The sequence below is a fragment of the Fibrobacter sp. UWB12 genome, from assembly GCF_900142485.1.
Taxonomy (GTDB): domain Bacteria; phylum Fibrobacterota; class Fibrobacteria; order Fibrobacterales; family Fibrobacteraceae; genus Fibrobacter.
Genome location: NZ_FRAZ01000003.1, coordinates 283,139 through 304,076, shown reverse-complemented (window position 1 = coordinate 304,076; position 20,938 = coordinate 283,139). Strand labels below are relative to the sequence as shown.

The window sequence follows — 20,938 nt, the reverse complement described above, 5'->3', positions numbered from 1 at the left end:
CAAAATATATAAAAATTAATCAGATATTTCCCCAAAAGTGATTTTTTTTACGAGATTTTAGGAAATTATCCATCAAAAATAGCCGATAATTCCCCAAATCTCAAAATTTTAGCAGCATTTTGGGAAATCATGCGACTTTTATGAAAATTCTTCGAAGCGATGGGCTGCGTTGAATCCCAAACAAAAGGGCTATATTTCTATATTATCGTTCAATGGTTGATTCCGAAGTTCTTGAACAAGATGACTACGAGGTGAAAATCGGTTCGTTTAACGGGCCGATGGATTTGCTTGTCTATCTCGTTCAGAAAAAGGAAATGACGCTGGACCAGATTCCCATTGCAGAAATCGCAGACGACTTTCTCAAATGGGTGAACGAGTATTCCGAAACAGATCTTTCCAAGGCTGGCGACTTCCTGTTTATGGCAAGCCGCTTGATGGCGCTCAAGGTGCAGGAGTTGCTCCCGGCCGAAGAACGCGATCCGGAGATGGAAGAGGAATACAACGAAGACCGCGAAAAGCTCATGAAGGAAATGTTGGAATACCAGCGTTTCAAGCAGGTCGCAAGTGGTCTCCAGGAAATGGAAGCGAAGAACTTCGGAACGTATTCCCGTGGGCGTCTTGAAAAGACGCAGAGCGACGACGACACGCTCGCCGACGCAAACATTTGGCAGCTTTTCCGTGCCTACCAAAAGAGCTTAAAGACAAAGATTTCCGAGACGATCCACCATATTGAATTGGACTACGTGACGATTCAGGACCGTCAGCAGGCAATCAACAATTTCTTGAATGTGCATGGTCGTGCGCTTTTCGAAGACTTGCTCGACAACGATTCGCATCCGATTGTCGCGGCGGTGACGTTCATGGCTATGCTCGAAATGATCAAGACGGATGATATCGTTTTCCGTCAGAGTGAACTTTTCGGACCGATCTGGATTTACCGCAAGAAGAACAACCCCGAGTATGCCGACGAAATGGCACACGAGACCGTGTTCTTCAGCAAGGATCCCGAAGTCAAATCGGGACTCGTGGATACCATCCGCAGCCAGGCGATTGCACGTTCCAAGGAAAAGAGCGTGGGCGACCTTGCCGCGACGATGCGCGAGGCCGTCCTTTGGACGGAGCGTGGCAGGAACGTTACGGACGAAGACCTCAATGCCATGCTCGAAGGTCGCGAAGATATTTCCGAAGTGCAGGACAATCCGTTTGCCGATATGATTGCGGAAGCAGATGCTGCCGAAGGCGCAATGCAGGCAGCAAGCGCACCAGACACAAACGCACAAACGCCGGCACAAAATGCAGCGCAGTCTAGCGATACGCAGTCAGCATCAGCACCGACGCAGTTTAGCGAAGCGCAGCCCGCAACTCCGGAAAACGTCGAAGCTGTACCGGGTCAAGACACCGCGCAGTCCACAGAAGCATCCACAATCGAAGACGCAGCCATCCCGACAATCGAATCTGGCGCATCTCATAGCGAAGCGGACTCTGAAGCCGACGTAGGAACAGAGTCAAACGCAAGTGTTCTCGAAGACATTGTCGAAACGTCACATTTCATTGAACCGGCTCACTCATTCGAACCGGTGGATGAATCTGATGAAGTCGAAGAACTTGACGAAGATGAAGGTGAATCCGCGGACACAATTGTTGCAGGCAACATAAACGATGTTCAAGGTTTGAACGAACAAGCGGTCCAGCAGATGAGCGATGAAGAGTTTGCCGCCTTTATGCAGAAGGCACAGGCTTTCTACAACAACGCAAGTTCCGCGCAGTCTAACAACGCGCAGTCAGCAACTCACTCTGCGCAGTCAGCAACATCCGCTCAGTCAACATCCGCGCAGCCAAGCTCCGCGGCATCTCGCAGCACGTCCTCTTACGATTCATACAAATCCAGCGCTTGGGACGAGCCCGCACCGGCGGCAGTTCAATCAGTTCAAAAAGAAGAGCCCGAAGAAGACAAGTATTCATCTTACAGTTTCGGCAACGAAATGACCGACGAAGAATACATTGCCTACTTGAACCGTAGTGCCCGCGCTAGCCGCAAGGAAGAATCAAAGTCAGCGGCATCCACATCAAGCGCAGCTCCCGAGAAGTCCACATCATCCGAGAAGCCCAAGAAAAAGTCCTTTATGCCCGAAGATGACGAAGGCGGAATGACCGACGAAGAATACCAGGCTTATCTCGCCGAGCATGGCGACGATGATGAAGACGAAGAAGGCCCCGTTGTCTACGGAGCCGGCAAAAATTAATTTTTATTGATAGCGCTAAAGCGATTTTTTAACGCTCCAGCTTCTCATTTTCAAGCCATCTCGGACAGCAATATCGCGTTCATCAAAAACCTCAAAATTATTCTTCTTATAGAACGCAAGATTTTTCTCTGAGTTTGTGAACAAAGTCAGTTGCTTACCTCCATGTTCGCGAATGTATTCTTCCATAAACGCAACAAGCTGTGTACCAACACCCTTTCCTTGATATGGCGGGTCCACTGTCAACGAACTGCAATACCAAATATTTTCGCCATTGTGCTGGTAATCATGACATGGAGTCCCTGCTGTTTCATCCATATTAACCCAAGCATTCACACGTTTTATGCCTGCGCTAAAATAGACATTCCACCAGCCATGAAGTAGGAACTGTAAATCCGACGGTCTCTTGTAATGCGGATCTTCGAGCACAGCCAAGCCTACAATTTTCCCGTCTACTTTAGCCATCAAGAAATGCGACTTTTTCAAAATCGCGCGCCACGTTCCGTACAAAACGGACCGTATCACCTTATGCCTCAAGCCCAAATCCGGGAAAAAATTTAAAAAATACTCATAGTATTCATAGGCCCGAAACGAAAGTTCCACAGCATCGCTTAGCTCTTCCCGTTTCAGTACACCAAATTCGATTCCCATTACAAAGCTCCGTTCTCTCTACATAAAATAGAAACAATTCTAGCGCTATGATATGTTTTTCCACCATATATGCAAAATATATGCGAAAACATGCTATCCAAATAATTTAGCGATATACGGGTAGGCTTCATCCGGCAATGTGAAATGCTTTGCGATATAGAACATATAAGGAATCTTGACTGCTGCAAACGGCAAAATCCGTTTCGTGGCTTCCGCGATTTTCTGCGGGTCCGTCGTTCCCAAATAAGCAGAGAAGAAAATGTTCCAATGAGCCAAAAGTTCTTCTTTATTCATGTGGAAAACAAGATCCGCCTTTTGCTCATCCATTCTGTTCGTCATGCTCCACAACATTCCCAAATCCCAACCAGGGTCACCATAGCCGAAATCACCCATATCAATCCAAAGTGTTCGCTTTCCATCGGTAATGACATTGCTGATTTGCAAATCGCCATGAAGACAATACGGAGTATCGGGAACCGTATCGATAAAAGCCAAGGCCTTTTGCTTGTAAAAGTCAGGAACTACAGCCTTTTCAAGATAAAAGCGACGGAATTTTTCCTTTGTAGACACAAGCTTCGTCGTATCCGCTTTCGTCGAATGGAGTTTCTTAGCCATTTCTGCAAATATCAAAGAAAGTTCTTGCAAACGACCCGGCTCTTCTGAAATAATTCTCGAAAAAGAGCGTTTGTTCCGGATAAGTTCATATTCAGCACCAAAGCGTTCGCCATCCGTTATCAAGCGAATTGGTTTTGGAGTCGGAACTCCCAAATCAAAAGCTGAGCAAGATGTCAAAAAATCTTTTTTAGCACAGTCCGCTTCGAATCCGGGGTGATAAAGTTTCGCAATCGTATCGCGAGTCTTGTGCGTGTATGCGATTGAAGTCGCACCTTCACCGGTCGCTACATAATCATCTAAATTGATTTTTTCAACTTCTTCAGACATAACAGCCTCTCTTAATAAAATTTTTCAACTAAGGAATGAACCAGTCCTGCAAACAACTTCTTGTAGGCATCAGGAGTCGGCATCAAGATTGAACGGATACAAGCATCCAAAGGAGCAAACTTGCCAGCAAGAGCAGTGAAGGCGGAAATGTCCTTATTCCCCGTGTAGGCCTCAGCAAACGCATTCCAGAAGTTTTTCAACTGTTCCTGCGACATGTGGAAAATTTCCTGCGCTGCCGGGAACTGAGAATAAACTTGGCAAGTCATGAAAAAATGCCCTATATCGAACATTGGCGAACCGTGACTAAACCAGCCAAGATCTATCCAATAAGGTTTACCGTCACCAGAAATAATCAGGTTACCCATCTGGAAATCACCATGCAAGCAGGTTTTCTCGTCTTCTATACTCTGAACAAACGCCCGCATTTTTTCTCTATCATCATCTGCAACAAAATCAGACGCATCGATACCCTTCAGGGCAAGATCCTTGCGGCTTGGGAAAAACTCCGTATCGCAAGGCGTTGCATGCAGTTGCAAACCCATCGAAGCAAGCAACTTAGCCATTTCACTGATACGAGACGGATCATCGGAGCAAATACGCGAAAGAGACTTTTTTCCCTTAATGATTTCTACGAGCTGACCGTAACCATCCCCCACACGCACCATATCAAACATACGAGGAGTCGGGATTCCCAAATCAAAAACATGCTGGGCTGCGTCACGTTCTTGCTTTACGGTTGCCTCATCGCAACGAGGCGGGTTATTCACTTTCAAGAGGAAATCAGGATGACCGGGATGCACATAAGTTTTTCCGTTACCGCCCTCGCCCACCTGTGTCCAGGTACTAATATCAATATTCTGGTATTCCATTTTTGCTCCCTAGAAAATGTTTCTCTTTATAAAGATATCGCTTTTTCTACAGAAAAGAACAAAAAGAATTTGGCAGATACTCCAAATTATTTGATAATAGCGAGTTTTATTGCGAAATCAACAAAAAAGCCCCGCCGAAGCGAGGCAAAAAAAAACAGGCGATCCCGGAACACAGTCCGGGATAACAAAGCAATCGTTAATCGTCGCGGCGGCCGCCGAGTAATCCGGCTCGATAAGCCCAGTAGAGCAACTGCAAAACAGAGGATATTGCAGCAGCAACATACGTGAGGCCAGCGGCAAAAAGCACACCCGAAACGGTGTTATATTCACGCCCTTGGGCAACAACTTCCATGCGAGCCAAAGCCTTCTTGGCGCGAGACGAAGCGTCAAATTCAACAGGCACGGTCACCAGCGAGAAAAGCGTTGCAAGACCAAAGAGCACAACGCCCACAATCGCAAGAGATTGGCCAAGCGCCTTGCCCATGCTCATGAGCATAATGCCGATAATCACAAGCCACGGACCAAGATTCGAGCCGATATTTGCAGCAGGGACAATGGCAGAACGGAGCCACAGCGGGAAATAACCTTCGGCATGCTGGATGGCGTGACCAACTTCATGCGCGGCAACTCCTGCGGCACTTGCATTGCGGCCGGAATAAACTTCTGGAGACAAGTTCAGAGTCTTGTTCAGCGGGTTGTAATGGTCCGACAAAAAGCCCTGGTGCTTGAGGATTTTCACATCGGTAATGCCAGCTTCCATTAGGATAGCCTTGGCAACATCGGCACCGGTAAGGCCGCTAGAAATCGTGACTTTTTGGCCAGCAGCAAAACGCGTTTTGACCAACAGAGAAACCGCGCCCGAAAGGACGAGCGTGATTACGAGAATTCCCATGTATAAAGGATCGAACATCATAATTTTAGTTCCTTAATTTCACTATTCAATTTACAAAAAGAATGGCGAAAGCGACTGTGATTTCGTCACTCTTTTTTGCTTATTGTCGCCGATTTTTACATGTCACCGGTGGTGAACTTGCTCTTGTCGCGCAAATGCGTGAGGAACATGCCCAGCACGAAGTAGATGACCGCCTGTATCGCTAGCAGATAAAGCTTAGGCGCCACATCGTAAATGTCACCGCCCATCTGCTCAATTGAAAGCCAGGCAGGTACAGCAAACGTGCTCGGCAGAATGTACGAAAATCCCACCATCCAGCTCGGCATCAAGTAACTTGGCCAGCTAAAGTTCGCAAGGAACAAGATAGGAATGGAGAGGTTCAGGAACAACTGCATGCTCGATTCGCGGTGCAAGAACACTTGCGATAGGCACATCCCGAAGTTGATGACCGACGCAAGGAACACCACTGCAAAAACCATCATCGGCAAAAGTTCACCACGCCGCGGGAAATCAAAGACATTGTAAATGAAGCAATGGTAGAACAGAATGAATCCGCAATAATGCAAGAAGTACGCAAGCGAACGCCCCAAGTAACGATAAGGCAAGCTTTCATTCTCGACTTCGGAATAACGCTGGTTCCTGCGGAAACGACGGTGACCGCGAGCACCGCCCATAATGCAAATGCCGATAATCAACGACTGCTGCAATATCACGACAAGCACACTCGGGACAACATAATTCGAATAGCTGCCGGTATTGTTGAACATCGTCTGGATGGATAGCGGAATCGGATCGCGCATGGCCATCGCTTTAGCCGAAGGCACTTTTTTGCCAAGTGCAATCGCCTTGACTTTACTGACCGCGCCGACCGTCAAAGCGCAAGTCGAAAATGCAGTACCGATTGTACCGTGGAGCATCACGTAGGCGCCATGCGTAAAGATGTTTATCTTTGTCGGCTTCTTGTTCAGCAAGTCCTTTTCCATGTTCTCGGGAATGACCATGAAACCGAAAATATCTTCGCGGGCCATGGCGGTTTCTGCTTCGAGCATGTCGTTATAGACGGCCTTGACTTCGACCTGTTGCGTTGCAGAAGCCATTCGCGTCAGTTCACGGGACTTTGCCGAATGATCCAAATCCACGATTGCCACCGGAACACGAGAAACGGTCTGGTTCATATACGCAGTCGGATAGTAGAACGCATAGAGGATACCAGCAACAACAAGCAAAAGCACTGCCGCAGGATCAGTGAAAAACAACTTCCATTCCGTCAAAGTTACTTTCAAAAGACGACTAATCATGTTTTCGCCTCCTGATTTTCTCTAGCACACTTTTAAACAGCGCATCTACGGTAATCTCGCCATCTTCTTCGACAACGACCGGCATTTGAGAATCATGCTTCAAGCGGTACTTCCAACGGAGAACCATTGTAAAGCACCCGAACAAGGTCCAGAAGAGCGCCATGCCAGCCATGAGCTTGACAACTTCCCAAGATGCAGCCATGCCGACATCGCCAAGAAGCATCATGGACTGCACGCGGAGCACGTGAGTCAACGGCAACACAAACGCAAAGCAACGCACGGCAAACGGCATAGCCATCACGGGGAACGTCTGGCCGGCAAAAGCAAACGCAGGGCCGCCAATCACGCCCGAAACGCCTGTGGCAATACGCATCACGCCAGTCACACCTACAAATACCATTCCCGCCCCCACGCAGCAAATCACCATCAAGAGTTGCGCCACGGAGACCATCACAAATTCTTCAAAGCCCATCGGCATGAGCATGCGATGCGTGTACGCATAACATCCCATGTATTCAAGCCAAAGAATGATAACGGCAGGAACAAATGAAGCAACGCCAAGCGTCACCCAGGAACGTTCTGCATACTGGTAAAATTCACGCACGCGCTTGTCACGCAACGGGAACGAAGCGATATATACCGCCACAAGCATCGCCGCCAAGTGGAACATTGCCGATACAAGTCCAAGCGCTAGGAATCCCTGATAATTGCCTTCGATGTTACCGACAGAATGGATTTCTGTTTTTATAGGATCTTCAAATGAAGCCGTAAAAAGTTCAGAACCCACATCGGTGAGCACCGCACGAATTTCCTTTGTTGCAAACATGTTCGTGAGGTAATTCTGGCCGCTGGAATAAACAGGAATCACAGGCGCTTCAAGGCGGAGTGCACGGCGTTCCAATTCATTCGGAAACACGATAAACGTTTGCAAGTCGCCACGAATTACCGCATGTTCACACTCGCCCATGTCATGGCAAATCAGCTTGACATCAAGCACAGGGCTAGACTGGAGAGCACGTTCAAGGCGATCGGCAAGTTGACTATTATCTTGCTTGACAATACCAATCGGGATGTGCTGCACGATTTCGCTCGAAAACATCTCCAGCATAAACACAGAGACGCCTACGGGGAGCACCGCAAGAATCATCCACAAAACAATCTTGTGGCCAAAGTAAATTTTCCCGATTGTCTTTAAAAGACCTTTCAGCACAATAACCTTCTATTGCAGCTTACTGAATATCGTCAACAGGGAACAGAACGCTCATGCCCGGGCGGAGATTTTCAACCTTGTGGGTCGGGCGCATACGGACTTCGAATGTCTTGAGGTCAAAGCCAGCGCTTTCCTTGGAACTGCGCCATGTGGCATAGTCACCGACAGAAGCAATGTAGCTTACGACCATTTCGACAGTCTTGTCGAGAGCCGGAACCTGGAGATAGAATTTTTTGCCCTTGAACACATTCTTGAGATAATCTTCACGGAGATGGAATACCGCCCAGGAGTCGTTCAAATCAGTCACTGCGATAATCGGCATACCAGAACCAACGACTTCACCTTCTTCGGCGAGCTTGAGAGATACTTCGCCAGAAATCGGTGTGCGGATTTTGGTTTCTTCGAGGTAGGCATCGACTTCGGCATTGGCACCCTTCGCCTGCATCACGAGAGCGTTAGCAGCAGCCTTGTCTTCGCTACGAGCACCGGCAACAGCCTGATTGTACTGAGCGCGAGCTGCATCGGCAGCGGACTGAGAAGCCTTCATCTGCGTTTCGGCTTCGTCGCGTTTTTGCAACGGGAGCACGCCTTCGTTATAAAGCTTTTGCACGCGGTTGTAGGTGTTCTTTGCAAGAGTTGCGGCTTCTTGAGCGCGGTCAGCCATGGCCTTAAGAGCAGTAATATCTTCACTGCGGGCACCATTGCGAGCCTTGCTTGCCTGAGCCTTAGCAGCACCAAGAGCACCTTGCGCCTGCATCTTCTTGGCTTCGATTTCTGGGCTACTGATAACAGCCACTAAAGAATCTTTCGTCACGACATCGCCTTCGTGAACGAGCAATTTTTCGATACGGCCCGGAACCTTACCTGCCACAAGCACGCGGCGGGCTTCCATCTGGCCTTGCAAGAACTGTTCGCGCGGTTGCGTTGCAAACTGTTGGAGCTGGGAAATTCCCATAATAACCAACACAATCAAAGCAATAACGACTACTACTTTTCCAATCATCTTTAACGCGTTCATTATTTATTCTCCGTTTCTAAATTTTGTTCGGCAGGCTGTACAACTTCACTGGATCCTTCGCTCTGCTCAGGATGACGAGCGGCGTCGGTTGCTGAGCTTTCCGAAGCATCGACAGGCTTTTCAACCACAAGCTGCTTAGACACAAGAACTGTACCCGCCGTAGAGACTTCGCCAGCGGCTTCGAGGAGTCCAAGCCAAGCAATAACGGCATCGTAATGAGCCTTGAGGTCAGCCACCTGCAAGCGTGATAGTGCAAGTTCAGCATCCACCACATCAAGGCCTGTTGCAAGCCCTGCTTCATAAGCCTTGTTCTGGCTGCGCAACGCTTCGTCGGCAAGTTCACGCGTCTTGGCGAGGCTTACAAGCCTACCCTTTGCGTGTTCCAGTTCGCGCCAGCGCTTTTCGACCAGGAGCTTCAAGTTGTCAATAGTTTCTTCTTCGAGACTACCCAAGGAGCGGTCCATTGCCTTTGCGGAACTGACCTTTGCGCGGGTATCTCCACCCTTGAAAATGTCCCACTGCATCTTGGCACCAATAGCCCATTCCGGTTCCAAAATCGTCAAGTCCTTGGTGTAAAGTTCCTTGTAGCCAAACAATGCAATTGTCGGGAAATAATCCGCGCGGGCGGCGCTAATGGCGTTCTGGTTACGCTTGCGCTCAATGCGCAACTGACGGAGACCCGGATGTTTGTCAATAGCAAGAGCCTTGAATTCATCCATCGTGCGGATGCCTTCGGGCGATTCCACCGGCGTTGTGGCGGTAAGGCTCGTGTCCGTGTGCAAAAGACTTGCAAGGGCCATGCGGGCAAGCGACTGGTCGCGAAGAGCATCTTCGTAAGCGTTCTCGGCTTCGGCCAAGGCCACTTCGGCACGGAGGCGTTCGGTCTTGCTAATCTGACCACCCTCTTCGAGTTTCTTGGAACGTTCAAGATGTTCGGCAAGATCCTTCTTGGTTGTTTCGCGCATCACAACAAGTTCTTCGCACAAGCGAAGCGTAAAATACTTTGTCGCGACATCCATGAGGACGGTGTTCTGCGCCATTTCGAATTCAGCCTTGCGGGCGTTCACATTTTCCTTGGCGGCATCGTATGCAGAATAAATCTTGAGACCGGTAAAAATCGGCCACACAACACTAAGGCGAGCATTAAAGAACCAATCGTCCTGCACCTTCATGTTGAAATCGGCATTCTCTGCGGCCGAACCATACTTTTCCGCAGTCTGCTGGGCAAACGTTTCCGGAGAACCCGTGCCAAGCTTTTCCTTGAGGGCGTTTTCGGCATAAGCCTTTGCCTGGGCTTCGTTCCCCGTCTTGGCATAGGCGCCTTCATAAGCCTGCTTATAGCCAGCGGAAGCCTTGTTGTAGGCATCGATATAAGCCTTGGAATAAGCGGCCGCACCCGCGACATCGCTCATTCGCCCAAGATCTATCGAAATCGGGTCATTGATTTTTGTAATACCCGCCGAAAGACTCACTGTCGGGAGGAAACGAGCAAAAGCTTCGTCCTTGCCACTTTGGGCAATATCAACTTTTGCCTTTTCAGCCTTAATTTTGGAATTGTTGGCCATGGCCATATCCAGCGCATCTTGCAAAGAAAGCGCTGCAGCATTACAGGCCACGCAACCACAGAGAATAAAAGCAAAGTACCGTTTCATAGCTACATTAATAATACAAAAAGATGTCAATAGTAGCAATTCCAAAACGGCGCAATACACTCATGTAATAAAAAAAGTTCCGACAAAATGTCGGAACTTTTGGCGTAAAACTCAAAATGAACTAAACTAGTTACCCGGAGTCGGTGCTTTAGCTTCCCAAGCGGTGTAGCCGTAGCCCGCCGTAGTAAATTCCTTACGGTTGAGACTCTTGCCCTTACCATCAGTATCTGTCATTCCAGCCCAACGGTCACTGTAGAGCGTTGCGTCAGAAATTTCATAATACCACTGTTTGACACCGCCATTTTCCACAAACGAATACGGCTTCTTGACGGCGACAGTTTCACCACGGTTCGAAAGCTTACCGGCATAGTAACATATAGGAACGGATTCAGGAATCGTATAACGAGCGCGGAGCAAAGCATCCTTTCCCTTCAAGGAGTCGTTAAATAGAACCATCTTTCCGCCTGCAGGAATAACATCGGTAGCAGCAAATTCAAGGTTTACACCTTCAACCTTCCAGCCGTGCGGAGTGTTATTCACGCTTTCGACCAAAGTAACAGCTTCAGTTCCTTTATTTACAAGTTCGAGGAATTCAAGATCATTCGGATTGTTTTCATCTTCGTGATAGTGAATTTCGCTGATGAAAATAGGACCGGCCTTGAGAGCGGAGTTTGCAGCACCCGGAGTTTCCGTTGCCATAGCGCCCTGAGCTACAGTACCTGCAACCTGGACAACGCCACTGGACTGCTTACCCGCAGAAAGCAGCAAGCTCGATTCCAGACCCGTACGAGCGCCACCAACGACTTCGTACAGATAAATTTCATCGCCGTTATCGCTCAAAAAGAGACCATCGCCAAATACGGCTTCAGTTGCTTCAAGGAGCAAATAACCATTAGCCGGAACTACAGTATTCGTACCACCAATTGTCCAAGTTTTGCCCTTGCCATCGTTTTTACGCTTGGATACAAGTTCCCAGCCGGCAACATCAACAGGAGCGGCACCAGAATTGTAAAGTTCCACCCAACCATCCTTATTAGCGGCAGCATTAATGTCATACGGCTTGATTTCGTTCAAGCGGACCGTAGAGGCATCAAGAACCTGATCGTTACCTACGCACGGATTACCATTGACAGCAACACTTGCGCCCCAAGAAGTCGGGTCAGCTTCGTTACCGGAGCCCCTATAAACTAGAGTACGCCCATTGCCATTGGCAAGGCTCGGCCAAGGAGGATTGTTGCTGAATGCGGCACTGACGTCACCTTCGCCCTTAAGCTTGACATCGACAACATCGCCTTCGTTCACAAGCTTTGCGACAGCTCCAGTCTTGGGATCATTATCCCACGGGCCATAAACTTTACAGCCGGCCGGAAGACTCGGATAAGTCTGATTGAACAAGGCAACATCGTTCGTGACGATGACATATTCGCCCGCTTTCAAGGATCCGGTCGGGAAATTGAAAGAAACGGCACCATCTAAGCGGAGATTGCTGAGCTGCATGTCCGTAATATCCGGGCCTTTCTTGATATAAACTTCAATCCATTCGAGCGCAGAACCACCCGCAGCGTTGTACATGATTTCAGAAACACCCATGTTCGTAATCGAACTATCGACGACGCCTTCGCCACTGGAGCTAGACAACACCGGAACAGGATTGTTAGCGGAAGACGAAGATACAACAATATCCGAAGAAGATGTCAAAACATCACCGCTGCTATTCGGCTGAACAGCAGAGCTGCTCGAAGTATAACTTTCTGGCGGTGTTACGGGACTAGCGTCATCGGAGCAGGCAGAGAACATGCCGAGCACAGAAACACAGGTGCCAACAGCAAGCAATTTTTTAGTATTCATAAGCGCCTTCCTTGTTTTGTAGTTTAAATCCATTTTAGAAATTTCCCGCGAGAGAAGTCCAGTACGGGCTCTTGAAACGTCGCGGATTTTCGTAAACACGTTTCCATTCAGCAGCTGCGTTTCCGAACTTGGAGAATGCACCGTGTTTTAAATTCAATGCACGAATCAGGTCAAACATCCAGTAAGGCATCTGGGCGGCCGGGCACTTGAGTTCAAGCACGGCATCGGCACCCGGCTGGAAGAATCGCGGGAGCCCCGTGGAGTGCATGTAGTGCGGATCCACAGTGTAGTCAAAACCGTTTTCTTCACGGAAGCGCATACCGGTGTCAATCGTCACGCGGGAATACTCTTCGCGAAGCCCGAACCATGCACGACGCTTGTACTGCGTGAGGAGTCGCGGATGAGCCCCATGGAGTTCAGTCTTGTACAAAAAGTCCTTGAGGTACATGCGGTCTTTACTGCTCTTGCACGGCCATTCATCGGGCTTCATGTGCCAAACTTCACCGGGATTGATTCCCTTGATCGTTGCACGGCTCTTGTAGCAGATGTTACGAATCTTGCGCTTGACTTCGAAATGGAACGTACCGTCCTGAGCGGGGTGTTCACCGTACGTGCGGATACGCATGTTGAAACGGTCGAGGAGCTGTTTCTTTTTCCAGCCGAGGAATGTCCACGTCGGAGTATCCAGATACAGATTCGTAATCCAATAGAATCCACCCGGAGTAATCTTGGAATAATAGTCTTCTTCGCAATACGGCGCCAAGAACGCACCAATCCGGTCCGCCCATTCGACGGGGATATGGTACTTCAGTTCGAAGCGTTCAAGAAGACTAAATCCGCGGGCTTCAGCCATAAACTACCTGATTCCTTCACGAAGATGGTTCGTTACATCTTGACGAGCAAGACCACCGGAGTAATCGAGCAAAGCCAAGTAACGGGCAAAAATATCGTATTCAAGCTTTGCAGCCTTCAAGTCACTTTCGAGAGCGCTTTCACGGGCGCGGAGAAGAAGGAGCGGGTCGGAGCCGGCTTTGTGAGCAAACTGTTCCATAAAGCCGCTTGCATTCACTTGTTCGGCATATTCCTTCAAGACCTTCCACTGATCGATAAGCGTAAGCACTTCTTCGGTGAGGCGAGCGACCTTCTGGTTCACTTCGCGGACTTCGTCCAAGTACTTGCTTTCGGCATCGAGCTTTTCGACCTGTTCGCGGAGGGTGGCGTCCTTGTTACTATCGAAGAACGGCAAGCGGAACGCGAGGTTCACAAAGAACTTGTCTGCAGTCTTGCGGTCATCCGTTTCGGCAACAAGTTTGCGGAGTGTATAAGAATTATCATAGCGGACACAAACGCCATCCATATAGCCACCAGTACAAGCCTTTTCATCCCATTCTTTGGCATACTTATTATACTTGGCTTTGCTCACATCGCTGTAATCCAAGTCCTTATACTTTTCCATCAAGGATTCGACCTGGAGCGAGTAGCCGATACCGACATGAGAAATGTAGTTGCGGTCCTTGCTTGCATCCTGTTGTGCCTTGGAAATATCGGAATCGCGCTTGCCTTTTGCAAGAGCCACAAGCGGGAAGCTTTCGTCAACAGTCACGCCGTTTTTAAGGAATTCGGCAAGTTCTTCCATCGTCGGGAGGAACGACGGATCCAAGGCGACGTTATCAAAGTCCGGAGCCCAAATCATCATCTTGAGTTCGGCATCGCGGAGCGCCGTGCTGTCCGAAAGCAAGTTCGCCTTGAGCGAGGCGCTCTTTTCAAGTGAAGTCATCAAGTCTTCGGCATTGAACGAAGCAGAGCCGGACTTGAGGTGGAGCACTTCGATACGGTCCTGAATAACCTGCAAAAGTTGCTTGTTGATTTCGTTAATCTTCTGGCGAAGCACATAGCGCACACCGCGTTCGTAGCGGTCGTAAAGGAGGATCGAACGTTCAACGGCAAATGTAGCCTGCTGGTAATTCTTAACCGCCTCATAGTGAGCCTTGTCGGCAGCGCGTTCGCCAAAAGCCTGCGGAGTCACGCGAAGTTCAAAGTCATGCTTGGCAAAGCTAAAACCGTCCAGCTGGTAACGGAGCTCAATCTTGTCCCAAAGCTTGAGGTTGCGTTCTTTCGATGTTGCTTCGGCGCGTTTTTCCGCGGCCTGGTATCTCGGGTCCGTTTTTGCGGATTCGATAAGCATATCCCAATTGAGGGGGCGCGCAAAAACAGCTGCGGAAAGAGCCAGTGTTATTAACGTTACGTTTTTCATTTACTTCTTAGCCTTCTGTTGCTGCTTTTCCAGGTTGCGCTTGCTCGTTTCGGTGATGGTCACCATTTCGCCAAGCAAGAACTTATTTTCTTCAGGGATCTTGATGGTCACTTCGCGGCCATAAACCGGGATTTCCGGCATTTTCCACATGCGGGTCGGGAACGGCACGATGCGGCTCGAAAGACCGACCACTTCGCCAATCACGGCCTTGCCCTTACCGGTAAGGGAAGTCACCTTCACGGCTTCGCCGAGGTTCGTGTTTTCGTAAATCTGTTCGTTGATGTAGCCACGGATAAGCGTCGGGGATTTGTGGGCAAGCGTCACAATCGGGGCAAAGCTAGAGACCTTTTCGCCATCGCGCACGTTCACATCACCGACAACCCAGTTTTCCTTGGCAATCTGAGTGAGTTCCTTCTGCTGTTTGCGAAGTTCGGCGAGTTCCTTGCGGATGTTTGCAGCTTCGGTCTTGCCGCTAGACTTCTGGAGTTTGTTGCTACCGCGGAGGAGGGCAATCTGTTCGTTGGCGCTCCTGGTTGCAACAGCAAGTTCGTTCTTGAGGCTCTTGATGCGCATAGCCATGGCATCGTTGCCATCGGCCTTGGACTTGGAGTTCGAGAGGCTCTTGAGCTTGGCAGAAATAGCCTTGTTGCTTTCGTATTCCGCTTCAAGGTTGCGAATTTCAGCCAAAAGTGTGAGGCGACGAGATTCGAGGTTAGCCTTGACTTCGGCCACCTTCTGGTCGATTTCGGCAGAGCTCAAGTTGCTGCGGCCTTCGAGAGCGTCGAGTTCGCGGGTAAGTTCTGTAATGCGGAGAGTCAAGTCCGGGCGGTTGATCACCACGATGGTATCGCCCACATTGACTTCCTGGCCCGGCACCACGTAGACCTTTACAATTTCAGTCGGAGACGGAAGGCTGATAATCGTTTCGCTAGATTCGGCAATGCCACGGAACATGGCCGCCTTGCCCTGGTAGATAAAGCCAAGCATCACGGCAAACACGACGCATGCCACCCAGGCAATAGAAAGCTTGTGGGTATAGACGTAAGCGACACCCGCATTGTTCTTGTGGGTATTCCAGAAATTGTCGAGAAGATCTTCGAGCTTATTCATTTTTCAATCCTCCTTACATTTCCGTCGTTGCGTCTTGCATCATGAACTGGACATCCGAAATGCCTTCGACCTTCGAGAGAAGCGTGAGGATTTCGGCAGCGGGCTTTGTTGCACGGAGGCGAATCTGGTAAGCGACATCCAGACGGGCGCCACCATCGACCTCGCGCATCGTAATCAAAATAAACGTCTTTAAATTGCCCTTCATGATATCTTCAACCTGGCCACGGACCTTCGGTTCGTTCGGGAGGGCAAAGCGGAGCATGCCGTCAAAGAAGTGCTTGGTACCAAGACCCGTGCGGGAAAGGAGGAACGCGACACAACTGAAAGCGATTGTACCGCCCACAGCGGCACCCCAGGCATAAACACCGCAACCGATACCGGCACCGAGAGCGGCAAAGATGAACATGATATCGCGCGGGTCCTTGAAGCTCGTACGGAAGCGGACCACCGAGAGAGCACCCATCATACCAAGACCACGACCAACGTTATCGCCGATGGCCTGCATCACCATTGCGGCGACCACGGCACTAAGCACAATGCCCTGCACAAAATTTCGCGAATACGAAAGTCCGAGGAACGTCTTTTCATAGGTCCAGGCAATCGTCGAAGACAAGACAAAAGCCAAAATCAAGGTGTATGCAAGCGTAATAATCGTTGCATTTGTTGAGCTGGACTGGACAGCAAGAAGGTCAAGCATAGTAACTCCGTTAATTAATTCTTTTTTTTGCCCGTTTCCCCAAAATCTACTTAAAAACAAGCAAAACACACTCGAAATTATGTAAATAATGGACTAACAAAAAAATTACAATCCGCTTTTTTATTCCGGATTTGGGCGAATCTCACCCAATTTTTTTATTACAGGCTGTAGAACCCACGCTAAAAATAATAAAACTAGTTTTTTCGTTCTTGAAAAAATTAATTACATGTTGGTTACTCTAACAACGCATTGAGGAAACCGCAACGTATGTTTATTTTAGGTAACAATTCAGCGGTTTGAAGGCGGTTGATACCGGCAATTTACAGCGTCTAGTTAACAGAAAGTTACAAAGAAGTCCTTGCGGAGTAAAGGCGAACTGAATGGAGTGATTGAAGTATTTTGAAAGAAAAAATCATATATTTTTTGTAAGAGTTGGAGACGTTTATGCGGAATGTATTCTTTTGTCTACTTATTGGGATTTTATTTTGGGGTTGTAGTGACGAGAATCCCTCTAGTTCTTTTGCAGAAGTTTCATCAAGCTCCGCTATTGAAACATATTCCTCATCGATTGAAAACGTAGAATCATCGTCAGATATTGCCAAATCGTCATCGTCAAACGAAGTATCCACCAGCAGTTCTGAAATCAGTTCTTCAAGTTTAGAACAATCCTCATCTTCGATATATGTTTCACATGGAGTAATGACCGACAAACGTGATGGACAAATTTATAAGACTGTAACAATCGGTAATCAAACGTGGATGGCTGAAAATTTAAACTACGCATACCCTTTATCACTTAAAGGATTAGACTCAGCAAGCTATTGTTATAATAAAATAACGATCCTGAAAATTGCATAAAATACGGAAGACTTTATACATGGGCGGCAGCTATGGACAGCATAGCCTATTTTAAAGAAGAAAATGACAATTGCTTAAAGTCTTGTACTCACGATTGTGAAAAATGTGGTTTCGGTGTCAATTGGCAAATTGGAACAAATTTTGAAAAATACAAAGGTTTTAATATTTTAGGAGTTTGTCCTGAAAATTGGCATATTCCATCAGTAAATGAATGGTTTATTTTGTTAGACTTGGTAAATACAATTGATTTAAAAAGTACTAGCGGATGGATTGACGATGGTAATGGAACAGATATTTTTGGTTTTGGATTACTTCCTGCAGGAACAAAAAAGAACCAAGACAAAAACAACAATATCGGAGAAATCACATGTTTTTGGACCCCTTTACAAGGGACAAATGTATTAGATGAAACAGGAACCAATAATTATTACGAAATTGCAGGAGTTTTCTGTTTTTCTAGTAAAAGCGGAAATGCCGCTTACAAAGGTGAAGATAAAACATCTGCTTTATCCGTTCGTTGCATAAAGGACGAATAGCACCTACTTGCAATATGAAATGTATGGATCCTCGCTTCGCGAGGATGACTTAGCAAAAGAAGTCCTCGCGGGTGCGAGGACTTTTGGGGGTGTTGAGGAGTGTTTTATTTATAAGCCGTTTTTGTTGAACAGGGTGTAGCCGCGAACGAGGCCGCCTTCGTAAAGACGTACAATGTAATTGCCGTTCTTGAGGCCCGCAATATCAACATTAAACTCGCTTGCGCCTGCGGGGAGCATTTGCGAAAGTTTCAGGCGCCCATCCATCGAGTAGATTTTCACGCTTGTCGTTTTTGCAAGCGGGAGGTTCGATTCGATTTGGAGAGTCTGCGAAGTGGCACGCACGCGGAATCCCTGATTTGCGGCGGCAACAGGCTTGATACTTACTGGTTGTGGCTTTGGTTTGTTGCGCAGCAGGCGCACGCCATAGATTCCGCCCACCATTCCAGAGCTTGCCGAGAAGGAGATACGCACAATCTTTTTGCCCTTCACCATTTTATCCGGAATCGGGTAAGTCACGTTCACGAATTCATCTTTTTTCCAGCGGTTCGAAATCGTTTCGGTCACGAGCTTTTCGCCGTCAATGGAGATGTCGAATTCGCGAGTGCAGCCTTCGTTGCCCCAATAGCGCACCATGAGGCTCAAGGAATCTTCGCTGTTCGTCTCGAATTCATAGCTGATGAGACCGCCATCGCCACCCGAGCACTTGCCTGCGTCGCGGTAGAATTCGCCATTCGCCGTGCCCTTGGTGGAATTTTTCTCTTCCATCTTGTGATCGACTTCTGGCTGCTGCTCGCCCGGAGAGACTTTATCTACAGTCTTTTCGTCAAGCGCCAAGGCTTCTTTTTGCTCTTTTTCAAGGCGGTCGAGAATGCTCGGGTCCGTAAGCACCATCCAGTACATCATGTAACGGGCGTCATGCACTTCGTAGAAGGGCTGCAAAAGCAGGTTTGCGTCTTTTTGCTTTGCGAAGAGGTAAGGCGCCTTGAAGTGCAGCGGTTCGCCCTTCACGGGTTCCACTTTCGAGGGGATATCTTCTTTTTTGCTTGCAAGCATCGGCGCCTGGTCCAGCGATTCCAGCGCACCGGAGGCAATGTGGCTCCAGCGACCATCATCGGCGACAAGGCCGTTCAGGTTAGCCGTACCCGTCTTTGCCGAGAGCACAATCGGACCGTGCAAAAGCGCCACGTAATCGGTCACGCCCGGCAAATCTTCGACGTGCGTGTACATCGGGTAAAGCACCTCGACGACATCGCCCGACTTCCAGGACTTCCCTGCCGAAACATAGCTCGACGGCGTCGACTTTTTCACGACGGTATCGCCATTGACGATGACCTTGAATTCCCCTTCCTTGACCCAGTACGGGTGGCGAATCTGCATATCGAATTCACCGCTACCCGTAATCGTAAACTTGGAACTTTCGCCCTTCGGGAAGGCGGTTTCCTGCTTGATTTTGACGCTCTTGTCTTTCCAGTTCAAGACGGAAGCCGCAAAGAGGTTCACGTAGAGAGCGTCCTTGTCTTTCGTATAAATAAACTGGTTGTACTTTGCCGGGTTTTCCATGCCCGAACCCACGCAGCACCACATGCCCGCATTGACCTTGGAATACACGCGGTAATGGCGCGGACGAGCCGGCGTAAAGTACACGTAGCCGCCATGCGTCGGGTGGATTGTCGAAAGGATGTGATTGAAGAGGGCGCGTTCATAGAAGTCGCTGTAATGGGCATCGTGCTTGATGTTGAACAGACGTTCCGTGAGCTTTAACATGTTGTACGTATTGCAAGATTCCGGTCCTTCACGTTCTTCCACGAATTTTTTATGGTTGTTGAGCGCCGGGAAATGTTCCGAAATGCTGTTGCCGCCAATGGCGATACTACGCTTGTTCACAACCGTCTGCCAGAAGAAATCGGAGCCCTTCTTGAAATTCTGATCGCCGGAAAGTTCAGCAATGCGGGCAAAACCCACAACTTTAGGCACCTGCGTATTGGCATGCACGTTCGTCAAGTTATCGTTGCCTTGCGACATCGGGTCCAAAAGCCACTTGTGCGACCACTTTTTCGCCGCATTCAGGTACTTCTCGTTTTTCGTGAGATAGTAAGCGTCCGCATAGACTTCGGGCATGCCACCGTGTTCCGTACCGAGCATCTGCTGCATCTTGGAATCGTTGAGACCGTCCGTAATCGTAATGCCCCAGTCGCAAAGCGCCAAGAACATCGTCTTTGCCTGTTCGTAGCCCGCATAAACGTAAGCATCGCGCAAACCCGCATAAAGCTTGTGGATATTGTACCACGGCACCCAATAGCCGTTCTGGGCGCCCGCATTGCCGCTCTTCATGCTGAGCCACATCTTTTTGCCGTTGGGAACGCCACTGATATAGCCCTTGAAATTGTTGTCCTTGGAATTCTGGTCCTGAATCGTCTTGAGTTCTTTCAAGATGTATTCGAGACGTTCCTTGACCTGAACATCATCGTTATCGGCATAATGCATGGCCAAGGCGCTCAGGTAATGCCCAAGCACGTGGCCGTCGAGGCCCGCCCAGTTCGGGAACTTGCTCGCCTTGGGGCGCATTCCCGCTTCTTCGTAAAAAGGCGCCAGCAAGCGGTCCACATCGTAGCTGAGGAGCGTTTCGACGTTCAAGTCCTGGCGTTCCTTCAAAACGCCATCCAAAAGCTGTACATCCGACAACGCGAACATGTCAGGGTATAGCAAATCCTGTGAAAATCCGAGACCGCACGCAAGCCCCGTCAAAGCAAGAGCCGTGCGAACACGTTTACCAAACCATCCGAAATTCATTGTTTCCACCTTTTTTCTAGCCCAAGGGAGATTCCCGCTCGGAGGCGGGAATGACATGCAAGGATTTCATGCG

The 20,938-nt window shown here is 48.8% G+C and carries 17 protein-coding genes; 3 read left to right on the top strand and 14 right to left on the bottom strand.

What is annotated here, in order from left to right; genetic code table 11:
* The first annotated feature begins 212 nt into the window (after positions 1-212).
* Complete coding sequence (locus BUA34_RS06120; protein ID WP_072827847.1) at positions 213-2,243, top strand: segregation/condensation protein A; 2,031 nt, start codon at positions 213-215, stop codon at positions 2,241-2,243.
* 15 nt (positions 2,244-2,258) lie between these two features.
* On the opposite strand, the gene BUA34_RS06115 is transcribed toward BUA34_RS06120, so the two are convergent.
* The 13 genes from BUA34_RS06115 to BUA34_RS06055 form a co-directional block, all read right to left on the bottom strand.
* Positions 2,259-2,726, bottom strand: coding sequence for a GNAT family N-acetyltransferase (locus BUA34_RS06115; protein ID WP_254794351.1), 468 nt, complete (start codon positions 2,724-2,726; stop codon positions 2,259-2,261).
* A 258-nt stretch (positions 2,727-2,984) separates the two neighbouring features.
* Entirely contained in the window at positions 2,985-3,833 is an 849-nt protein-coding gene (locus BUA34_RS06110; RefSeq protein WP_072827845.1) for a TIGR02172 family protein, read from the bottom strand.
* 11 nt (positions 3,834-3,844) lie between these two features.
* Positions 3,845-4,702 (bottom strand): TIGR02172 family protein, encoded by an 858-nt coding sequence (locus BUA34_RS06105; protein WP_072827844.1) that lies wholly within the window; start codon positions 4,700-4,702, stop codon positions 3,845-3,847.
* Positions 4,703-4,898: 196 nt separating this feature from the next.
* The gene (locus tag BUA34_RS06100; RefSeq protein ID WP_072827843.1) at positions 4,899-5,615 is read right to left on the bottom strand and encodes a zinc metallopeptidase; all 717 of its coding nucleotides are present in this window, start codon (positions 5,613-5,615) and stop codon (positions 4,899-4,901) included.
* A 95-nt stretch (positions 5,616-5,710) separates the two neighbouring features.
* Entirely contained in the window at positions 5,711-6,892 is a 1,182-nt protein-coding gene (locus BUA34_RS06095) for an ABC transporter permease (protein WP_072827842.1), read from the bottom strand.
* Positions 6,885-8,102 (bottom strand): ABC transporter permease, encoded by a 1,218-nt coding sequence (locus BUA34_RS06090; RefSeq protein ID WP_072827841.1) that lies wholly within the window; start codon positions 8,100-8,102, stop codon positions 6,885-6,887. The genes BUA34_RS06095 and BUA34_RS06090 overlap by 8 nt, the downstream gene beginning before the upstream one ends.
* A gap of 19 nt (positions 8,103-8,121) precedes the next feature.
* Entirely contained in the window at positions 8,122-9,120 is a 999-nt protein-coding gene (locus BUA34_RS06085) for an HlyD family secretion protein (RefSeq protein WP_072827840.1), read from the bottom strand.
* The gene (locus tag BUA34_RS06080) at positions 9,120-10,772 is read right to left on the bottom strand and encodes a TolC family protein (protein WP_072827839.1); all 1,653 of its coding nucleotides are present in this window, start codon (positions 10,770-10,772) and stop codon (positions 9,120-9,122) included. Before BUA34_RS06080 ends, BUA34_RS06085 begins: the two co-directional genes overlap by 1 nt.
* A 126-nt stretch (positions 10,773-10,898) precedes the next feature.
* Entirely contained in the window at positions 10,899-12,620 is a 1,722-nt protein-coding gene (locus tag BUA34_RS06075) for a lamin tail domain-containing protein (protein WP_072827838.1), read from the bottom strand.
* 34 nt (positions 12,621-12,654) lie between these two features.
* Positions 12,655-13,473, bottom strand: coding sequence for a polyphosphate polymerase domain-containing protein (locus BUA34_RS06070; RefSeq protein ID WP_072827837.1), 819 nt, complete (start codon positions 13,471-13,473; stop codon positions 12,655-12,657).
* A gap of 3 nt (positions 13,474-13,476) precedes the next feature.
* On the bottom strand, positions 13,477-14,805 hold the full coding sequence (locus BUA34_RS06065; RefSeq protein ID WP_254794350.1) for a TolC family protein: 1,329 nt from the start codon (positions 14,803-14,805) through the stop codon (positions 13,477-13,479).
* A gap of 69 nt (positions 14,806-14,874) precedes the next feature.
* On the bottom strand, positions 14,875-15,984 hold the full coding sequence (locus tag BUA34_RS06060) for an HlyD family secretion protein (protein WP_072827835.1): 1,110 nt from the start codon (positions 15,982-15,984) through the stop codon (positions 14,875-14,877).
* 13 nt (positions 15,985-15,997) lie between these two features.
* On the bottom strand, positions 15,998-16,681 hold the full coding sequence (locus BUA34_RS06055) for a DUF4956 domain-containing protein (RefSeq protein ID WP_014545640.1): 684 nt from the start codon (positions 16,679-16,681) through the stop codon (positions 15,998-16,000).
* A 444-nt stretch (positions 16,682-17,125) separates the two neighbouring features.
* Here BUA34_RS06055 and BUA34_RS15600 point away from each other — a divergent pair, with 444 nt between their 5' ends.
* Positions 17,126-17,539 (top strand): FISUMP domain-containing protein, encoded by a 414-nt coding sequence (locus tag BUA34_RS15600; RefSeq protein WP_083579744.1) that lies wholly within the window; start codon positions 17,126-17,128, stop codon positions 17,537-17,539.
* A 32-nt stretch (positions 17,540-17,571) separates the two neighbouring features.
* Positions 17,572-18,075, top strand: coding sequence for an FISUMP domain-containing protein (locus BUA34_RS06045; protein WP_072827834.1), 504 nt, complete (start codon positions 17,572-17,574; stop codon positions 18,073-18,075).
* 108 nt (positions 18,076-18,183) lie between these two features.
* Here the strand turns inward: BUA34_RS06045 and BUA34_RS06040 are convergent, their stop codons facing one another.
* A complete protein-coding gene (locus tag BUA34_RS06040; RefSeq protein ID WP_072828005.1) occupies positions 18,184-20,865 on the bottom strand; it encodes a beta-L-arabinofuranosidase domain-containing protein in 2,682 nt (893 codons plus the stop codon).
* Positions 20,866-20,938 lie beyond the last annotated feature (73 nt).

Coding starts and splice junctions, on each gene's coding strand:
- BUA34_RS06120 (WP_072827847.1), top strand. CDS start 213: ATGGTTGATTCCGAAGTTCTTGAACAAGATGACTACGAGGTGAAAATC.
- BUA34_RS15600 (WP_083579744.1), top strand. CDS start 17,126: ATGCGGAATGTATTCTTTTGTCTACTTATTGGGATTTTATTTTGGGGT.
- BUA34_RS06080 (WP_072827839.1), bottom strand. CDS start 10,772: ATGAAACGGTACTTTGCTTTTATTCTCTGTGGTTGCGTGGCCTGTAAT.
- BUA34_RS06070 (WP_072827837.1), bottom strand. CDS start 13,473: ATGGCTGAAGCCCGCGGATTTAGTCTTCTTGAACGCTTCGAACTGAAG.
- BUA34_RS06060 (WP_072827835.1), bottom strand. CDS start 15,984: ATGAATAAGCTCGAAGATCTTCTCGACAATTTCTGGAATACCCACAAG.
- BUA34_RS06105 (WP_072827844.1), bottom strand. CDS start 4,702: ATGGAATACCAGAATATTGATATTAGTACCTGGACACAGGTGGGCGAG.
- BUA34_RS06085 (WP_072827840.1), bottom strand. CDS start 9,120: ATGAACGCGTTAAAGATGATTGGAAAAGTAGTAGTCGTTATTGCTTTG.
- BUA34_RS06100 (WP_072827843.1), bottom strand. CDS start 5,615: ATGATGTTCGATCCTTTATACATGGGAATTCTCGTAATCACGCTCGTC.
- BUA34_RS06040 (WP_072828005.1), bottom strand. CDS start 20,865: ATGAATTTCGGATGGTTTGGTAAACGTGTTCGCACGGCTCTTGCTTTG.
- BUA34_RS06065 (WP_254794350.1), bottom strand. CDS start 14,805: ATGCTTATCGAATCCGCAAAAACGGACCCGAGATACCAGGCCGCGGAA.
- BUA34_RS06095 (WP_072827842.1), bottom strand. CDS start 6,892: ATGATTAGTCGTCTTTTGAAAGTAACTTTGACGGAATGGAAGTTGTTT.
- BUA34_RS06110 (WP_072827845.1), bottom strand. CDS start 3,833: ATGTCTGAAGAAGTTGAAAAAATCAATTTAGATGATTATGTAGCGACC.
- BUA34_RS06055 (WP_014545640.1), bottom strand. CDS start 16,681: ATGCTTGACCTTCTTGCTGTCCAGTCCAGCTCAACAAATGCAACGATT.
- BUA34_RS06045 (WP_072827834.1), top strand. CDS start 17,572: ATGGACAGCATAGCCTATTTTAAAGAAGAAAATGACAATTGCTTAAAG.
- BUA34_RS06075 (WP_072827838.1), bottom strand. CDS start 12,620: ATGAATACTAAAAAATTGCTTGCTGTTGGCACCTGTGTTTCTGTGCTC.